Origin of the sequence: Acinetobacter sp. MYb10 (assembly GCF_002980175.2) — a bacterium.
Lineage (GTDB): Bacteria > Pseudomonadota > Gammaproteobacteria > Pseudomonadales > Moraxellaceae > Acinetobacter > Acinetobacter guillouiae.
Genome location: NZ_CP058272.1, coordinates 1,614,543 through 1,633,465 on the forward strand (window position 1 = coordinate 1,614,543; position 18,923 = coordinate 1,633,465).

The 18,923-nt window shown below is 42.5% G+C and carries 15 protein-coding genes; 4 read left to right on the forward strand and 11 right to left on the reverse strand.

Translation table 11 applies throughout. The features are described 5' to 3' along the window. Window positions 1–14 precede the first annotated feature (14 nt). From CQZ96_RS07525 to cueR, 4 genes are all read left to right on the forward strand, one after another. Entirely contained in the window at window positions 15–386 is a 372-nt protein-coding gene (locus CQZ96_RS07525; protein WP_105714562.1) for a copper resistance CopC family protein, read from the forward strand. A gap of 142 nt (window positions 387–528) precedes the next feature. Beyond that, entirely contained in the window at window positions 529–1,407 is an 879-nt protein-coding gene (locus tag CQZ96_RS07530) for a CopD family protein (RefSeq protein WP_105714563.1), read from the forward strand. Between the two features lie 403 nt (window positions 1,408–1,810). Further along, window positions 1,811–4,294, forward strand: coding sequence for a heavy metal translocating P-type ATPase (locus CQZ96_RS07535; protein WP_105714564.1), 2,484 nt, complete (start codon window positions 1,811–1,813; stop codon window positions 4,292–4,294). Between the two features lie 21 nt (window positions 4,295–4,315). Then, a complete protein-coding gene (gene cueR / locus CQZ96_RS07540) occupies window positions 4,316–4,780 on the forward strand; it encodes a Cu(I)-responsive transcriptional regulator (RefSeq protein ID WP_004722127.1) in 465 nt (154 codons plus the stop codon). A 1,115-nt stretch (window positions 4,781–5,895) separates the two neighbouring features. Here the strand turns inward: cueR and CQZ96_RS07545 are convergent. The 11 genes from CQZ96_RS07545 to pcaF form a co-directional block, all read right to left on the reverse strand. Beyond that, on the reverse strand, window positions 5,896–8,319 hold the full coding sequence (locus CQZ96_RS07545) for a glucose/quinate/shikimate family membrane-bound PQQ-dependent dehydrogenase (protein WP_105714565.1): 2,424 nt from the start codon (window positions 8,317–8,319) through the stop codon (window positions 5,896–5,898). Between the two features lie 16 nt (window positions 8,320–8,335). Further along, window positions 8,336–9,661, reverse strand: a complete 1,326-nt coding sequence (locus CQZ96_RS07550) for a carbohydrate porin (protein WP_105714566.1) — start codon at window positions 9,659–9,661, stop codon at window positions 8,336–8,338. 17 nt (window positions 9,662–9,678) lie between these two features. Then, a complete protein-coding gene (locus tag CQZ96_RS07555; RefSeq protein WP_105714567.1) occupies window positions 9,679–11,139 on the reverse strand; it encodes a right-handed parallel beta-helix repeat-containing protein in 1,461 nt (486 codons plus the stop codon). Between the two features lie 20 nt (window positions 11,140–11,159). After that, window positions 11,160–11,999, reverse strand: coding sequence for a type I 3-dehydroquinate dehydratase (gene aroD / locus CQZ96_RS07560; RefSeq protein ID WP_105714568.1), 840 nt, complete (start codon window positions 11,997–11,999; stop codon window positions 11,160–11,162). A 277-nt stretch (window positions 12,000–12,276) separates the two neighbouring features. Further along, window positions 12,277–12,906, reverse strand: a complete 630-nt coding sequence (gene pcaG / locus CQZ96_RS07565) for a protocatechuate 3,4-dioxygenase subunit alpha (RefSeq protein WP_034617756.1) — start codon at window positions 12,904–12,906, stop codon at window positions 12,277–12,279. Window positions 12,907–12,918: 12 nt separating this feature from the next. Continuing rightward, the gene (gene pcaH, locus CQZ96_RS07570) at window positions 12,919–13,644 is read right to left on the reverse strand and encodes a protocatechuate 3,4-dioxygenase subunit beta (RefSeq protein ID WP_004722139.1); all 726 of its coding nucleotides are present in this window, start codon (window positions 13,642–13,644) and stop codon (window positions 12,919–12,921) included. A gap of 10 nt (window positions 13,645–13,654) precedes the next feature. Then, window positions 13,655–14,068: a 4-carboxymuconolactone decarboxylase gene (gene pcaC, locus CQZ96_RS07575; protein WP_004722141.1), complete on the reverse strand. Its 414-nt coding sequence runs from the start codon at window positions 14,066–14,068 to the stop codon at window positions 13,655–13,657. 44 nt (window positions 14,069–14,112) lie between these two features. Continuing rightward, a complete protein-coding gene (locus tag CQZ96_RS07580) occupies window positions 14,113–15,465 on the reverse strand; it encodes an MFS transporter (RefSeq protein WP_105714569.1) in 1,353 nt (450 codons plus the stop codon). A 42-nt stretch (window positions 15,466–15,507) separates the two neighbouring features. After that, window positions 15,508–16,293, reverse strand: a complete 786-nt coding sequence (pcaD, locus tag CQZ96_RS07585; RefSeq protein WP_105714573.1) for a 3-oxoadipate enol-lactonase — start codon at window positions 16,291–16,293, stop codon at window positions 15,508–15,510. Window positions 16,294–16,298: 5 nt separating this feature from the next. Continuing rightward, complete coding sequence (gene pcaB / locus CQZ96_RS07590) at window positions 16,299–17,654, reverse strand: 3-carboxy-cis,cis-muconate cycloisomerase (protein ID WP_105714570.1); 1,356 nt, start codon at window positions 17,652–17,654, stop codon at window positions 16,299–16,301. A gap of 8 nt (window positions 17,655–17,662) precedes the next feature. After that, a complete protein-coding gene (pcaF, locus tag CQZ96_RS07595; protein ID WP_105714571.1) occupies window positions 17,663–18,871 on the reverse strand; it encodes a 3-oxoadipyl-CoA thiolase in 1,209 nt (402 codons plus the stop codon). Window positions 18,872–18,923 lie beyond the last annotated feature (52 nt).

Genomic DNA, 18,923 nt, shown 5'->3' on the forward strand with positions numbered 1-18,923 from the left:
AAAAGGAACATTCAATGAAATTCTCACAAAATAACATGACCAAACTGCGTAATGCCTTGTTTGGTGCAGTGATACTCATTACCGCGACCAATGCTATGGCTCATGTTGATTTAACCAGCAGTACACCTGCAATGAATGCATCCATTACGACTGCACCTAAAAGTTTAGTGCTTAATTTTAGTGGAGAAGTCATGTTAATGAATATCAAGTTATTAGATGCGCAAAGAACCAATATTCCACTTAACTATAAAGTGAATCATGATCTAAAAAAAATATTTAATGTTCCTGTTCCCGCACTTAAAAAAGGCAAATATTTTGTTGTTTGGACAACAATGGGCAAAGATGGACATAACATGAACAATGAATATAGCTTCACAATTAAATAAAACCAAAGAAATTGAAGATTGACGAACAACATTTCAGCAAGCGACTGAACTGTTGTTCGGGTGTGTTGGCATTTTATCAATGGTCTGAGTTGTCGCAAACTGAGACAAATTGTCAACAGACTCGAATAAAGGAAAAAAAATAATGTTCGAATTCTGGATCTGGTCAACTTGGCTAACAAAAATTACCTTATATCTCAGTACTGCTTTTATGATTGGTGGTGCTTTTTGTTATTTTTTACTTTGGCGTTATACCAGCATAAAAGTGACACTACTCAAGTATATGCATTTAGGTGCGACATTAGGTCTGGTTGGAAGTACTTTAGGCTTTTTTATTTTGGTAGGTAGCTTTGCCAACGCGGGGCTTTCTGGCATTTTTGATCAAACCTATCTCAATATTCTTTTAAATACAGACACTGGGCAAATACACATTGTCAGAATTATCAGTTTTGCCTTAATTTTTCTGCTTTTAACGATCAAATTGGGCAAAAAAACTACCCATATTGCCACTTTTGAAAAAATACTATTTGCGGTATTGCTTATCCCTATTCTTTATAGCTATTCCCAAATCGGGCATGTCACCAACTTACCATTTTTTGCTCAAATTCTACTCAGCATTCATGTGTTTTTCATGTCGTTATGGATGGGCTCACTCTATCCGTTATGGAAAATGAGCCATAAAATCAGTGGCCGATCGTTAAGAAAACTCATGGAGGCATTTGGGCGAATTGCAGCTTATGTTGTCGGAATATTAATTCTCTGTGGTATCACAATTGCATTATTTTTATTTAAAGATTTGAATACTTTAATCTATACCTCCTATGGTCATGGTTTTGTTCTTAAACTGGCATTTGTGGGGAGTATTTTATTACTTGCTGCTTTCAATAAATGGTTCCTTACTCCACGCCTTGAAGAACCTTTATTTGCACAATATTTAAGTTGCGCCATTTTATTTGAAATGTATCTGGGTTTATTGATTCTACTCACCACCAGCTACATCACCACAGTGGTTGGGATTGATTAAAAAATACGGATATGAATCATTGAATTGAGAGCATTATCTTGCGCTATAAACAAAACAATGTATTGTTCTTTCCCAGATAAAAAATGATCATGTTGAATAAATTATCTGGGTATTGAAAGTCCCTTCTCCCTCTGGGAGAAGGCTTGGATGAGGGCGCTTTTATGTTGATTGATGCTTTAAAATGATTGATAAAAGAAGCCTTATATAAGCAATAATGAACTATGATTAAAACAAAGAGTATCAGCAAAACATCGTTTAAGAAAATATATTTTTAGGGGCTGTTCATAAACTAAATTTATATTGACAACAAGGTGTTATAAAAACTTGAATTGTTTTACTTGACCTTACCATTATGTCAAAGTTTAGGATTTAGATCATGGAATAAGACTTATAGGTATGACTTATGGAAAATAGATCACATGATCGTGTTTCTGATTTGAAAAGCAGTTTACAAATCAAAGGTATGAGCTGTGCAAGTTGTGTTGGTCGAATAGAAACAGCGCTTAAAAAAGTCGATGGCGTAACTCAAGCATCTGTGAATTTAGCCGCTGAACGTGCAGAAATTACATCTAACACTCCCATTGACCGAGAGGCATTGATCAAAGCTGTTGAACATGCTGGATATGAAGTTGCTGATGCAGCCACTGAATTATCAATTGATGGAATGACCTGTGCCTCATGTGTCAGCCGTGTTGAAAAAGCGCTAAAAGCCGTTCCCGGTGTTAAAGAGGCAAATGTAAATCTCGCAACTGAACGTGCAACAATCACTGGTACTGCCAATGTTGCGGCTTTAATCGCAGCGATTGATAAGGCGGGTTATGATGCCAAAGAAATTCAAACCGCTATCCCAGATCAAACAGAACACCTAGAGAAAAAAGATCAAGAACGCGCTGAACTAAAACGAGACCTTATACTTGCCACTATTTTTGCGTTACCTGTTTTTATTCTAGAAATGGGTTCGCACCTTATTCCAGGCATGCACCACCTGATTGCTCAGACCATCGGGATACAAAATAGCTGGTATTTACAGTTTATTCTGACCACACTAGTTTTGGTGATTCCGGGTCGAAGATTCTATATCCACGGCTTACCCGCTTTATTGCGTTTAGCGCCAGATATGAACTCGCTAGTTGCTGTAGGTACCTTGGCAGCTTATCTATTTTCCATCGTCGCGACATTTATACCCAGCATCCTACCTGCTGGAACAGTCAATGTTTACTATGAGGCAGCTGCGGTTATCGTTGCCTTAATTTTACTCGGTCGTTTTCTTGAGGCAAAAGCCAAAGGAAGAACCTCAGAGGCAATTCAGCGCTTAGTCAGTCTACAAGCCAAAGTGGCACATGTTTCTCGTAACAATCAAATCGTAGATATTCCAATCGATCAAGTTGTCGTAGGTGACTTTATCATTGTCAAACCAGGTGAACGTGTTCCTGTTGATGGAAAAGTCATTGAAGGCAAAAGCTTTGTAGATGAGTCAATGATTACCGGTGAACCGATCCCTGTCGAGAAAAAAATAGACAGTGAAGTGGTCGGTGGCACTATCAATCAAAATGGCACATTAAGCTTTAAAGCTGTCGCTGTAGGCGGCGAAACTATGCTTGCACAAATCATTCGTTTGGTTGAGCAGGCACAAGGCTCGAAAATGCCCATTCAAGCTGTAGTTGATAAAATCACCTTATGGTTTGTACCAGCTGTAATGGCTGCTGCTGTACTGACTTTCTTGATTTGGTTGATTTTCGGCCCTTCCCCTGCTTTAACATTCGCATTAGTCAATGCTGTTGCTGTGCTGATTATTGCCTGCCCTTGTGCAATGGGTTTAGCAACGCCAACCTCAATTATGGTCGGAACAGGTCGTGGTGCTGAACTCGGTGTACTGTTCCGTAAAGGCGAAGCATTACAACTACTGAAAGATGCCAAAGTTGTTGCTGTAGATAAAACAGGTACATTAACCGAAGGCCATCCTGTACTAACAGATTTTGAAGTCACTGAATTTTTTCAACGTGATCATGTCTTAAGTATGGTGGCAGCCGTTGAATCTCGTTCTGAGCATCCGATTGCTAAAGCCATCGTAGATGCTGCAATCAAAGAAAATCTGACCTTACCCAAAGTGAATCAATTTGATTCTGTGACCGGTATGGGGGTCTATGCAGCTATAGATGAAAATGGAGACATTCATATTGGTGCAGATCGTTATATGCTGCAACTTAATATTGATATTTCACCTTTTGCAAGTGCAGCGCAACGTTTAGGTGACGAAGGTAAATCACCGCTTTATGTAGCAATTAATGGCAAGTTGGTAGGGATAATTGCAGTTGCAGATCCAATTAAATCAACCACGCCAAGTGCCATTAAAGCCTTACATCAACTCGGTCTTAAAGTTGCGATGGTGACAGGTGATAACGCCCGTACAGCACAAGCCATTGCTCGCCAGCTCGGTATTGACGAAGTGATTGCGGAAGTTCTACCTGAAGGAAAAGTCAAAGCGGTACAAAGCCTAAAAGCAAAATATGGCAATATTGCATTTGTTGGTGATGGGATCAATGATGCGCCCGCTTTGGCTGAAGCCGATGTCGGTCTTGCGATTGGTACAGGTACGGATGTTGCGATAGAGTCGGCAGATGTTGTATTAATGTCAGGTAACTTGCAAGGTGTTGCCAATGCCATTGCACTATCAAAAGCCACTATCGGTAATATTCATCAGAATTTATTCTGGGCATTTGCTTACAATACCATGCTGATTCCAGTTGCGGCTGGGCTACTCTATCCTGCTTATGGCATCCTGCTTTCGCCAATATTTGCAGCAGGTGCAATGGCTTTATCCAGTGTATTCGTGTTGGCCAATGCCTTACGTTTACGTCGTTTTCAACCCGCTTCTACTTTCGAGTAGAAGCTTGTAGAGAGAATCACCATGAATATTGGAAAACTGTCTCAAACTGTTGGAATATCTGCAAAAATGATTCGTTATTATGAACAGATTGGTCTGATTCCAGCCGTGGGTCGAAGTAATGCTGGTTATCGCTCCTATTCTGACCAAGATGCTGAACGGCTCAAGTTTATTCGAAGTTCAAGATCGCTTGGATTTTCTGTTGCAGAGATCGCTGATCTTTTAGATTTGTGGAATAATAAAAATCGACACAGTGCAGATGTAAAGCAACTCGCGCTCTCGCATATCGAAAAATTGGAAATCCGTATTACTGAACTACAGAAGATGACCAATACCTTGCAAAATTTAATCAATTGTTGTGCTGGTGATCATCGGCCGAATTGTCCAATTCTTGAGGGTTTGCAAAAGCAAGATATTGAACTTCAAGAAAGCTACCATCAAAATGATTCTCTCTCTGTTTCACCACTTGCACAGCAAAAAGCTAAATAAGATTTAAATCCTCCCCCTTGCGAAGTAATACTTCTCACCTTTGAAAAAGGAGGGAGCTTTTCATTACTTAAATGAATTGACTTTCATGCAGTTCTCTTCTTTTTCAGTGCAAAGGGGCTTGCACTGCCTCATATTACAGTGAAAGGTTTAATTTAACTTGCGTAGGCGATATCTTACTTTTGAAAGATCAAAAGTAACAAAAATCTTTCGTCTGGCGAGGGGTACATCCTTATACCCCCGCCCAACGGCGACATCCTTGTCGCCATGCGGTAGAAACACCGTGTAGGATTCAATGATGAAAAGGTACTTGTACAGCTTTAACTTAAATTGAGAAGTTTTAATTATTTTATGTAAGTTCTAGATCTTACATAAATCAAAAAATGATCTTAAAGCGTAAATTATATTGATATTGGAAGTTCCTTCTCCCGCTGGGAGAAGGCTAGGATGAGGGGCTTTTATATTGAATTTTGAGTTAGCACCGCCCCATCTTACAGTGAAAAGTTTAAATTTAATTTGTGCAGGTAATGCCTTGCTTTTGAAAGATCAAAAGTAACAAAAATCTTTTTTGGGTGAGGGGTACGTCCTGTACCCCCGCCAAACGGCGACATCCTTGTCGCCATGCGGTAGAAACACCGTGTAGGATTCAATGATGAAAAGGTACTTGCACAGCTTTAACTTAAATTGAGAAGTTTTAATTATTTTATGTAAGTTCTAGATCTTACATAAATCAAAAAATGATATTAAAGCGTAAATTGTATTGATATTGGAAGTTCCTTCTCCCGCTGGGAGAAGGCTAGGATGAGGGGCTTTTATATTGAATTTTGGGTTAGCACTGCCCCATCTTACGGTGAAAAGTTTATATTTAATTTGCGTAGGCAATACCTTACTTTTCAGAGATGAAAAGTAACAAAAATCTTTCGTCTGGCGAGGGGTACATCCTTATACCCCCGCCAAACGGCGACATCCTTGTCGCCATGCGGTAGCTAGACCCCGTGTGATTCAATGATGTAAAAAGCAAAGCGACTTAATTTATACTCCTCTATTTAAATTTTAAACCCATAAAAAAAACTGCAATCGATTAACGATTGCAGTTCCATTTTTTAAACAGTTCTAGCTTATTTCAGACTATAGGCAATCACATAGTCACCATGATCAGGAGATTGTCGAGCACCGCCCGCAGTCACCATCACATATTGCTTACCTGTTTTAGGTGAAACATAGCTGATTGGCGTTCCTTGGCTACCGACAGGTAAGCGTGATTTCCACAACTCTTTACCTGAAGATGAATCCAAGGCACGTAAATAGTAATCTTGCGTTGCTGCAAAGAAGACTAAGCCACCTTGTGTTGCCATTGGTCCACCAATGGTAGGCATACCAATCGGTGCTTTTAATCCCATTTTTATGCCCATAGGTCCAGTGTCTTCGACTGTTCCCATCGGTACTTGCCAAGCGATCTGGCGAGTTTTCATATCAATCGCAGTCATGGTGCCATAAGGCGGTTTTTGACATGGAATATTCAACTTCGACCAGAAGCGATCTTTATTGACTTTATAGGGTGTACCTTTCATCGGTACAGCGCCCATACCTGTATTGACCTTTTCACCACCATTTGCCTGAATTGCCAAATCTTCAGGTGTTTGTTCGATCAACTGAATCCATAAACCTAAACGCATGTCGTTGACAAACATATATTGATGGCTTGGATCAAAGGCAATACTGCCCCAGTTCATGCCACCCAAAGAGCCTGGGAAACTTAAAGATTTATCTTTACCCGGTGCAGTATATAAGCCTTCATAACGCATAGATTTAAAGCCGATACGACACATAAGCTGGTCAAATGGTGTTGCACCCCACATATCCGATTCAGTCAAAGTTTGATTACCAATTTGTGGCATTTCAACAGAACGTGGTTGAGTTGGGCTATATTGTTCACCCGGAATATCCGCAGCTTTCACGGGCTGTTCAATTACCTTGGTTAATGGTTTACCTGTTAAGCGATCCAATACAAAGAATTGTCCAGATTTGGTTCCAATCACCACAGCAGGTTGATTCTTACCCTCTTGCATTGGGAAATCAACCAAGCTTGGTTGCATCGGTAAATCAAAATCCCATAGGTCATTATGAACAGTTTGATAGACCCATTTTTCTTTACCTGTGGTTGCATCTAAAGCCAATACGGATGAATTGTATTTATGATCCAAAGGTTGACGGTTGCCTCCCCAAACATCCACAGATGAGCTACCCATTGGTAAAAATACTGTGTTCATTTTTGGGTCATACGACATTGCTGCCCAAGAGTTTGCAGAACTGCGTTTATAGGTTTCACCTTCTTTTAACACATAGTTTGGATCAGGATTACGTGGATCAAATGCCCAGCGCAATTGACCTGTGATCACATCATAAGCACGAATCACCCCACCCGGCATATCTGCGGCAAGGTTGTCTGCAATACGACTACCCACCACAATCACTGTGCCCGCAATAGTCGGTGCAGAAGTCACTTCAAAACGTGGTGCAGTAGTTCCTTCACCCAAACCTTTGAGTAAATCAATCGTTCCATCAATACCAAAATCTTTACAACGTTCACCGGTATCAGCATTGACCGCAATTAAACGACCATCTGGTGTGTTGGTATAAACACGGCGTAGACAAGCGGTATTATTAGCGACAGCTTGAACAGGGGTTGCACCAGCCAAAGTCGGTTGGGTTAGTGCTTGGGTTGAATCGAAGTAAGCCACACCACGACAACGTTCCCATGCATCCGATTTAGAGTTTACTTCGGCTTTCCAAAGCTGTTTACCTGAGTCAGCCTCTAAAGCAAAAATATTGTTATGTGGTGTACATAAGAAAATCTTGTTGCCCACCTGTAAAGGGGTCATTTGATCTTCTGCACCATTGCCTGAACCCGTGGTGAAATCACCTGTACGAAAACGCCATGCTTCTTTGAGTTGATGGACATTATCACGAGTAATTTGATCAAGTGCAGCAAAGCGACTGCCGCCTGCATCCTGACCATAATTCTGCCAATTGCTTTGTTTCATGTCCGCTTGAACAGGAACCAATGGCAATGCCTGACCTGTTGCTGCAACCGTTGGATGTGGTTGAAACATTTGATAAAGCCCAATCAACATGCCTAAAACTGTGAGTGCACCTAAGCCATAAGCTGGCAAACTCGCACTCGGTTGAAACTGGTAACGGCGAATCGCGGGCAAAGTAAACATCAATGCAGCAAATAAACCTGCTGGAAACATCAGTCTTGAAAATAAAGGCCAAAATTCCCAACCTGCATCTAGCAATGACCAAATAATTGTGCCCACAAAAACCAAACTAAATAACCAGACACCGAGCGTTTTTTTCTTAAATATAAATATCGCTGATGCCAGTGTGAATACACCAGAAATCACGAAATACCATGATCCTCCAAGTGTTACCAGCTTAGCACCACCAACGGTAAAGAATAGCCCTGTCACAAGTAAAGCCAAAGCTAATATAAAACACCATATTTTTAATACGGTATGTGTCCTTGTAGACTCAGTCATAGGTCATACTCCTAGATTAGAAATTCACACGCATGCTCAACCCAGCAACCCAAGCATCATCCACTTCTTTTACACCCGCAGGCTGATGGATATATTGTAGGTTGGGTCGTAGCATGACCGCAGGTGACCATTGGTAGGTATAGTTCAGTTCAACATTGAGCTCATCACGTTGCACTGGCACATAATCTGTTGCGAACCTATCGTATTGGTCATAGCCACGGCTGTTGTTGGTTGCAATTTGGCGATCTTTATAACGATCATTAACCATATAATTTGCAATACCAAATCCGATTGAATCATTTGGGCGACTGTCAAAAGGCCCTTTGTACCAGAAAGCAAGTTGTTGGGTACTTTGTACTGCCGTCGTGGCTTTATCATTGACCACAGCATTAAAGCTTACGAACAAACCACGTTTAGGATCTTGGCCTTTTTGGCTCAGTTGTTGTTGTGCATTGAGCCAAAAACTATGTTTGCTATCATGCACCTTGCCTGCAATCGCAATATCATTGGCTTCTGCTGTCGAGTACAACGCACCGACTTTATACTCGCCTGCTAAACCATCAAATGCTGCTAGTTTTGGACGCCATGCCAGTTCTACTGGAATAGTGGCACCTTTAACATTTCGCATATCCAAGTTAAAACCATCGTTTTTACCAGTTTTAATGTTGTCAGGATTGACTTCATAAACACCGACACCCAGTGTCCACTCAGGTGCAAATTGGTACTTCACATTGGTTCCCCATAAACCTACAGGTAAGTTGTACCAAATTGAACCAATGGATTTGCCCAGTTGTCCGCCACAAAGTAACAGATTTTGGAATTCACATTGTGAACCATTAAAGTCATCCGACATGCCCATACGACCAATCTTGAATTGAACTGTATTGTCAGCAAAGCCCTTTTTGACCCATGCTTGGGTCAGGCGCCAGATTTTGCCTCGTCCATAAATTTCTTGTGAATTGCCCAAAGCACCAGAACGTGGGTCTTTAATGCTTTCTAAAGTTAAAGCATTACCATCACGCTTGGTGATTAAGATATTGGCTGTGGTATCTTTCCAGCCCGCGATTTTATTTAAATCAAAGTTTGCACCCAACGCCAATTGCGCTGCATTTTCAAAGCTGTTGTTGTCGTGATAGCCACCGTCTAAATTGGTTGCAGCTTGGCTCATGATAGATGCAGTAAATTTATAGCCGTCTTTTTCCAGTTGTTGGCGTTGTCCATTCCAATCGCCCAATAACCATTGACGATCTTGTGACCAAGCTTGCTCAGCAAAACTACTCTGAGCCATACACACTGCAACTGCCAAACAACTCAGTTTGATCGATAATCCATTTGAACTCATATTAAGCATCCTTACTTTTATTTAAGTTTTACCGCTGAGCTAAGTTCAGATGTTGCACCTAGACGATCTGTGATATTTGCTGTAACAGATGCAACTTTCATTGTCGGTTTCCAAGTCACGCTTGCTGTGCCTTGGGCATTGGTTGCAACAGTGCTTGAGCCTAAGTAAAACTCGGCTTCATTTGCGCTTGCTTGTGAGTTTCCAAAAAATTCAACTTGATAACGTTGATTTGGTTGTCCTTTTACTTCTACCGCAATTTGACCTTTTGCTAGGGTCAATTTAGGTGCTTGAATATTTTGATTTGGTTGTGGATTACAGCCTTGTTCATTGGGTTGCTGGCAGGTCTTTTGTAAGTTTGCTGGATCAATTTTTACACCATGACCACGTGAACCGACAAAGTGCGCATGTTCTAATCCCGGAATATCAAAAATGATTGCACCTAAACGTTGATTCGGCACACAGCTTCCACCCGCTTCACAGCGTTTGATGTCTTTGCCATTATTCCAAATTTGATTTTTGGTTAATGTGATACGCGCATTGGCATCTTTTTCTGAACGAATGGCAACACCGACTCGGTTACCATGGACTTTATTGCTGTCAAAAATATTGCCATCACCGGTGAGGTTAAAACCGTTGGAGTTATTGGTGAGTTCGTTATAGGCAATATAATTGCGTTTGCCCCAGTTGATCTGTAAACCATCTGAATAGTTTTCAAACTTGTTACCAATCACCGCATTGTCATTGCCCCATAGAATTTCAATGCCTTGTGATGGCTCTGGGTTTGCAGCAGTTGAAATAAAGTGGTTATTGGCAACCAAGTTAAATGCAGCACCACGGGTTAACTCAAGCCCATCACCATTGTCTTGGAAATAGTTATTCAGCACTTTGTTGTTATTGGTGGTGGTCGCAGTCGGATTCCCTTTACCATCATCCCCTGTCAACATCACCCCTGCACCGCCATAGTTGTGCATAATACGGTTATTTTGGATCAGGTTATTGCTGGCACGGTTCATCAAGATCCCAATACAAAAACGACGAATCTCTAGTCCTTGAATGCTGACCCCGTTGATGTCACGTAACACAATCCCCGGTAAAGTTGTAGTACGAACATTGGTTCCGAACTGCCCTTCAACAGCTCCCGGACAAGCTTCAACCCCTGTGCCTTTAATATAATTTGAGCCATCAATCGCGATAAACTCACCTGTTTTTGCCCACTGCGTACCGATGATTTTTACGGGTGCTTTAATTTCTGGCAGTGGGCTGTTGACCTTAATGGCATAAGGCGCTTGCCCAACCGCTTGAATCAAAATCTCACTGGCTTCACTTGGCTTGCTATTGGCTTGCTCAATCGCCCAGCGCAGTGAACCTTTTTCACTATCATCCTGATAGCGATCCACCACATAGCTTTCCGCCATTGCCAAACCAGAAACCGCTAAGCCAAGTGCCAACGTTGTTAAACGTAATGAAATCATTTTCATGTCTAAAAATTCCTTTTAATTTATGGTGTAGGTTGAACGGTTTTTAATAACTGTTTCAGTTGGGTCACATCAATTTGACCGGGCGCAGAAGCTTCACCAATCATGCCAAAACTAAAGCTGCCGCCCATATTGGCTGTGGCAATTCGAGAAATAGTCCCGAGTTTACCCATCGACATGGTGAGTAATGGTTTTTTAGATTGTTGGCTGACTTTTAAGGTCGCATTCATCAAAGTAAACACATCTTGTTTGCTTTGTGGCATCACTGCGATTTTAAGAATATCTGCGCCAAGCTGATCTTGTTTAAGCAAGCGTTGAACGATTTCTGCTTCATCAGGGGTCTTTTTAAAATCGTGATTGGACATCACAATCAATACTCTTTTCTCATGTGCCAATTTAACTGTGCTTTTCACCACTTGCGGATCTCGGAACATTTCAACATCCAACATGTCCATAAAGGGTTGGCGTAAATAAGCTTGATAGGTTTTGCCATAATCTGCATCGCTGATGGTCAGTTGCCCGCCTTCGTTATGGGTACGAATGGTGGCAATCACGGGTTTAGCCCCTAAAATCTGTTTAAGCTCATGTCCTAAAGCGATGACTTGCTTAGTGTCACTGGCAAAATTGAGCAGATCTATGCGGAACTCGGCTAAATCTGCATCTGGATTGCTGGCAATGATTTTTGCTTGTGCTAAGGCTTGTTCTTTGGTTTTTGCTGTAATTGGGACGATGGTCTTTACTGGGAGTTTTGCCAGTTCTGCAAGTTCAACTGGGCTTGGTGAAACTGGTTGCGCCTGTGTCATTTGAAGGGGCAATATGGGGCTAAGTGCAAGCATCAATGCTGCAAGTTTTTGTAGTTTCATTTTTCATCTTCCTGAATAAATTATCCGTTTGTATATCGCGTTTTCGCTTGATTACGATTTCATTTAGGTGCTTTCCGTCTATCTAAATCCCTCCTCATCCCTCCCTTGCGGAACTTCAATCGTTCCTCACCCTTTTTAAAAGGGAGGGGTATCGCGAATCTCAAGACTTCAATAACTTCATATCATGTCCACCTTTTAAAAAAGGAGGCGTGTCACAAATCTCAAGGCTTCAATAAGTTCGTGACAAGCCCCCTTTAAAAAGAGATTTAGGCGATTCCTAGATATCAAAAAATACGGTTTCGTCTTCACCTTGAATGCGAATATCAAAGCGATACACGATTTCACCGTCTACTTCACTGCGTTTTGCAATCAGGGTTTGGCGGCGGACTGCCCACTCAATACTGTTGAGTACCGGATCATTGGCGTTTGCTTCAACTTCATCGTCAAAATAAATACGGGTATGCAAACCAATGTTGATTCCACGAGCAAATAGCGCGACGGCAATATGTGGTGCTTGGGTTGAGCCTTTACGCCCTGCTACAGCCCCCGGTTTAATGGTGTCAAAACTCCAAAAACCAGTTTCAAAATTTGCGCCTGTACGCCCCCAACCCTGAAAATGAGCATCGGCTGTTTTGCCTTGGGTATCGGCCTGACTTGGATAAACCCCATTGGCATCGGCTTGCCAGATTTCCAATAAGACATCTCGTAATGGCAAACCCAGCCCATCAAACACTTGACCTTCAATACGGATGCGTTGGCCTTGAGTATGTTGCTTCACCAATTGGTTATCGAAGCTATGTTCAAATACTTCAATATTGGCTTGTTGTGGCAATAAACCGATATGTACATAAGGACCACCTGTTTGTGATGGGGTTTCCTTAATTTCCTGAAAATTCCATGCATTCATTGTGTGAGTTCCTTAAGTCAAATCATTTTCAAAATAAGTCGCACGACGACCACGCAGGTGAATATCAAAGCGGTAACAACGACTATCTGATTCTATGAAATTGTTTTTATCTTCTAATGCGATCAAGGCACGACGCTGATCTTCAGATGGAATGGTTTTTAAAATCGGGCAAGTATCTATCAGGGTATCGCCCTCAAAATAGAACTGCGAAATCAAACGTTGTGCCCAACCATCGGCAATCAATGAAAAATGGATATGCGCTGGACGCCATTCATTGATTCGGTTACGCCACGGATATGGTCCCGGTTTAATGGTACGGAAAATATAAAAACCATTTTCATCGGTTAAGGTACGACCACAACCACCAAAGTTAGGATCCATTGCGCCAATAAATTTGTCATTTGGATGGCGATAACGACCCGATGCGTTGGCTTGCCAAACTTCCAATAAGGCATTTTTTACAGGGCGACCAAACTGGTCACGTACATAACCATGCACAATAATTCGCTCACCGACTGGGAGCCCTTCTTTGGCATAGTTCAAAATCAAATCATTGTCTTTTGCACCAAAAATTTCAGGTGAAAAATGCGGTGAAGTGACTTCAGTTAATGTTTCATTAATCGAGATCAATGCATTTTTGGGCGAGCGTAATACACTGGTTTTATAGCCTGGTGTATATGCTGGCGGGTGATCTTCTGTATTCCGTTGCGGATATGCACCCAATGTATGACTTAACATGCCTATCTCCTTAATCCTGTTGTTGTGCAGCGACAGGTTGCACTTCTATTCCGAGTTCTTTAAAAACATCTTCAGCCATGTGCATTGCTGCATTTGCGGCTGGTAGTCCTGCATACAGTGAGCTGTGTAAAATCAGTTCTTTGAGTTCGTCCTTGGTAACACCATTGTTAAAGCAAGCACGTAGATGCATTCTGAGTTCATCTTCTCGTCCCAATGCCAATAAGATGGCAATGGTGACTAAACTGCGGGTATGCCGTGGTAAACCTTCACGTGACCACACCTCACCCCAAGCGAAACGACTAATAAAGTTTTGAAAATCTTGGTTAAAGTCATTCAAGTTTTCTAAAGAACGACCGACATGTTTTTCACCCAATACTTCGGTGCGGACCTGTAGTCCTTGTTGGTAACGTTGTTCATCATTCATGGAAATTGTCCCTCTTTATGATCTTATTTCTGATCTTGAGAAAGTTAGCTTGCATCGGTATGCGCCACTAAGGATTTAACAAAAATTGCCACAGCCGCAGCGGTTGCAGGAATCATCAATAAGCTTAAAATTGCGGTAAATGACCAATCATTACCCAGCAAAACAGCACCAATCCAAGCCCCAAACACTGCGCCAAAACGGCCGATCCCTGTCATCCATGCCACACCTGTTGCACGACATTGAGTTGGGTAAAAACGGGCACTTAACGCTGGCATTGCAGATTGCGCACCATTGATTGCAACCCCTGCACATAACACCAAAATGGCCAATAATGTTGGGTTGCTGAGGCTTTGACCTACGGCAACAGCAAACAAGCCTGCGATAAAATAGAATGCTGAAATAATGCGGTTTGGGTTAAAACGATCCATTGCCCAACCAATAAATAACGCACTCAACACACCACCAAACTGGAATAGACCGCCAATAAATGCCGCGCGTTCCATGGTTGCGCCGGTTTCACGCATCAAGGTTGGTAACCAACTGGTCAGCAGATAAATCACCACCAAACCCATAAAATAGGTTGACCATAACAACACTGTGCCTTTGGCAAATTTTTGGGAAAATAACATGCCAAATACATTTTTCTTTTGTGCCACTGCATACTGTTCTTCTGGGATATAAAAGCTGTCAGCAAGCTGTACTTTTTCAGGCGCAATATGGCTCAGGATTTTGCGAACTTTTGCAGCATCTCGACCTTTAACAATCAAGAAACGATATGACTCAGGTAACAGCACAATCACCAATACCATCAGGATCAACGGTGAAATACCACCGAGCAAAAATAAGCTGTGCCAACCAAAGGCTGGAATCAACCAACTACTGACAAAACCACCTGTGGCCATACCCAAGTTATAACCACAAAACATACAGGTCACGAGCAGTGAACGAACACGGTTCGGGCAGTATTCTGAAAACAATGTGGTGGCGTTTGGCATTGCTGCGCCTAGACCAATACCAGTTAAAAAGCGCAGTACAACCAAACTGTCTAAGTTTGGCGCATATGCGGATGCCAAGGTAAAGCCACCAAAGATCAACATTGAAATGGTTAATACAATCTTGCGTCCAAAACGATCCGCAGTAGGTCCTGAAACCAATGCACCAATGATCATTCCACCCAGTGCTGCACTCATCACAGGTCCAAGTTGAGAGCGATCAATCCCCCAATCTTGTGCCAAAGCAGGTGCAATAAAGCCCATCGCAGCCGTATCAATTCCATCAACAAATACAATGAGAAAACAAATAATTGCAATCATCCATTGATACTTGCTGATCGGTGCATCATTAATGAGTGCCTGAGCATCCATACTATTTTTTGGGGCAGCAAATTCCTGTGCCATAGTTGCCTCCTTGTAGGCGAATTCCTTTCTAACCCTAGACGGTTATATGTTCTGAATAAACTTGGACAATGCCTGATTGAACACTTGTGGTTGTTCAATATTGGACAAATGAGAAGCTGCCAAGATTTCAAGTTGACTGGTTGGAATGGATTGATGCATAAATTCTGCATCCTGAACCGTCGTTACAGGGTCATATTGACCTGCGATAATTAAAGTCGGGATTTGAATTTGATTGAGCTGATCTCGAACATCGGCATCCGCCAATGCTCGACACGCATTGGCATAGCCTTGTGCAGGCGTCACAGCTAAACTTTGAATGGTTTTTTGAGCAAGCACATCATGTGCATAATCAAAATGCTCACTAAACCAACGTGTATGTGTGGTTTTGACAATTTCAGCCAGTCCGTGTTGCTCAACGCTATCGGCACGGGTAGTCCATGCTTCAGCTGTACCAATTTTGGCGGCTGAGTTTGCAACGGTGATGCTATAAAAACGCTCAGGGTATTCAATTGCCAATGTGAGTGCAGTAATACCACCCATTGAAATTCCACAAAAATGTGCTTTTTCAATATGCCATGTATCTAAGATATCAATCACATCGTCTGCAAAGTTTTGCAGTGTACTGTTGGCAATCACATCACTCGCACCATGCCCGCGGGTATCATAAGTGATGATCTGATAGTGTTGCGCCAAAGCATCTACTTGCGCTTGCCACATACCATGATCCGTTCCGAGTGAGTTAGAAAATATAATCACTGGTGCATCTTTTACGCCTTGGATTTGAACCGCAAGTTGCTGTCCTTGACGATTGTTAATTTTCATACTGATTTTCATCATTTAGACACTCCTTGTGCTGCTTGTAGTACGGCATCAATTTGTGCCTGAATATTGCCCAAGTAAGCGGCTGGTTTGAAAATCTCATCTAATGCCTGTGCACTTAGATAGACATTCACCTCAGTCATTGCTGACAATACCGTTTTTAAATGTTGCTGTTGCGCGATGGCTTGCTGACAAGCTTGCTCAACCAAATGATGCGCATTTAAACGCCCAATTTTGGGTGCCAGTGCCATCATTGCCGCTTCTGCCATGATCAAGCCTTGAGTACACTCAAGGTTGCGCTGCATGGCTTGTGCATCGACTTGCATATGTTCAAGCACATCTGTCGTGCGTTCTAAAGCACCTGCGCATAACTGGAAAATTTCAGGAATCACTAACCATTCTGCATGCCATGTGCCTAAAGCACGTTCATGTTCTTGCAGCATATTTTGGTAGACACTTGCCATTAATGCAGGAACACGGTTGGCTGCTGCAAGTACGCAAGCGGCTGCAACTGGATTACGTTTGTGTGGCATAGTGGATGAGCCACCACGGCCTTTTGCAGTGGGTTCAAAGACTTCAGCAATTTCAGTTTGCATCAACAAAGACCAGTCTTTTGCCATCTTGCCAACATTACCGACGATCAGGGCAAGTACACTGGCAATTTCAACGATACGGTCACGCTCACCGTGCCATGTACACTCAGGTGAGGTTAAATTCAACGCCGCAGCATAGGCTTTAACCACAGCTGAGCCTTGATCTTGTAATGATGCCAATGAACCTACAGCCCCACCGAGTTGAGCAGTAAGAACGCGGCTTTTCATCTCGTCTAGACGATCAAGATCACGTTTAAATGCTGCAGCCCAACGTGCAAATTTATGCCCTAAAGTAATTGGTAAGGCTTGTTGCAACCATGTGCGACCGATCATGACTTGGGCACGATACTGTTGTGCTTGGTCTAATGAAACTTGATAAGCCTGTTGTAATTGTTTTTCGATCAACCCTAATGCATCACGGCATTGCAGAATCGTCGCTGTATCAATAATATCTTGGCTGGTTGCGCCCCAATGCACATAACGCGCTGTGTCTTCATCGTGTTGTTTTACAATCGCAGTAAATTGCTTTACCAAAGGAATCGCAATATTTCCCGCAAGTGCTGTGGCCGTTGCCAATGCTTCAAAATCAATTTTTGCTATGGCCTGTTGTCCAACTTGTTCAATGATGCTGGCAGCGGATGGTGGAATCACACCCACTTGTGCCTGTGCTTTTGCCAAAGCCACTTCTGCTTGGATCATATAACCCAATAAGGCATGATCGCTAAAAATTGCTGTGACATCAGGCTGATAAAATAAGCTGGCGTATAACTGGCTCATCAGATACCTCACTCAACACGTTGAATAATTAATGCAATACCTTGCCCTACCCCAATACACATTGAACATAAGGCATATTCACCTTTGATCTGTTCAAGTTGATTTAAGGCAGTGGTCACCAGTCTGGCACCTGATGCACCCAAAGGATGACCTAAGGCAATCGCCCCACCATTAGGATTGACACGTGCATCATCATCTGCCAAACCTAAATCACGGGTTACCGCCAAAGCTTGGGCAGCAAAGGCTTCATTCAGTTCAATCACATCCATTTGCGCTAAACTAAGATCAGCTTGTTTAAGCAGTTTCTTGATCGCAGGCGCTGGTGCAAAGCCCATAATTCTTGGTTCAACACCTACCGTGGTTGCTGCAATAATTTTGCCACGTGGTTTTAATTGGTATTTTTCTACAGCTTCATCTGAGGCGATCAATAACGCCGCTGCACCATCATTAATTCCAGATGCATTACCCGCCGTAACCGTACCATCAGCTTTTACCACACCTTTGAGTTTTGTCAGTGCAGCTAAAGTGGTTGATGCACGTGGATGTTCATCGGTATCCACAAGCACAGCATCGCCTTTACGCTGTGGAATGGTGACAGGCACAATCTCATTTTTGAAAAAGCCTTGAGCTTGTGCTGTCGCAGTGCGTTGTTGGCTGTTTAGCGCAAACTGATCTTGATCCGCACGGTTAATATTGAATTGCTTTGCCACGTTTTCAGCGGTTTGTGGCATGCTGTCCACACCATACAATTCTTTGAGTTTTGGATTGATAAAGCGCCAGCCCATGGTGGTGTCTTCAATCTTTTGACTACGTCCAAAAGCACTGTCCGACTTACCCATCACATAGGGCGCACGGCTCATGCTTTCTACACCACCGGCAATGATTAAATCTGCTTCATTGGCTTTGATGGCGCGAGCTGCCATGGCAATTGCATCCAGTGATGATCCACATAGACGGTTCACAGTGGTTGCTGGCACTTGGTAGGGCACACCTGCCAATAATGCTGACATACGCCCGACATTACGATTGTCTTCACCGGCCTGATTGGCACAGCCATAAATCACATCATCGACTTGCTGCCAATCTACCGTTGGATTACGTTGTATCAATGCTTGAATTGGAATAGCACCGAGGTCATCTGCGCGTACTGGCGCAAGACCACCGGCATAACGACCAAATGGGGTACGGATGGCATCTATGATGTAAGCGTTTTTCATGTGTCTTTCCTTTTAATCCTCCCCCCTTGCGAAGCAGTGCTTCTCACCTTTA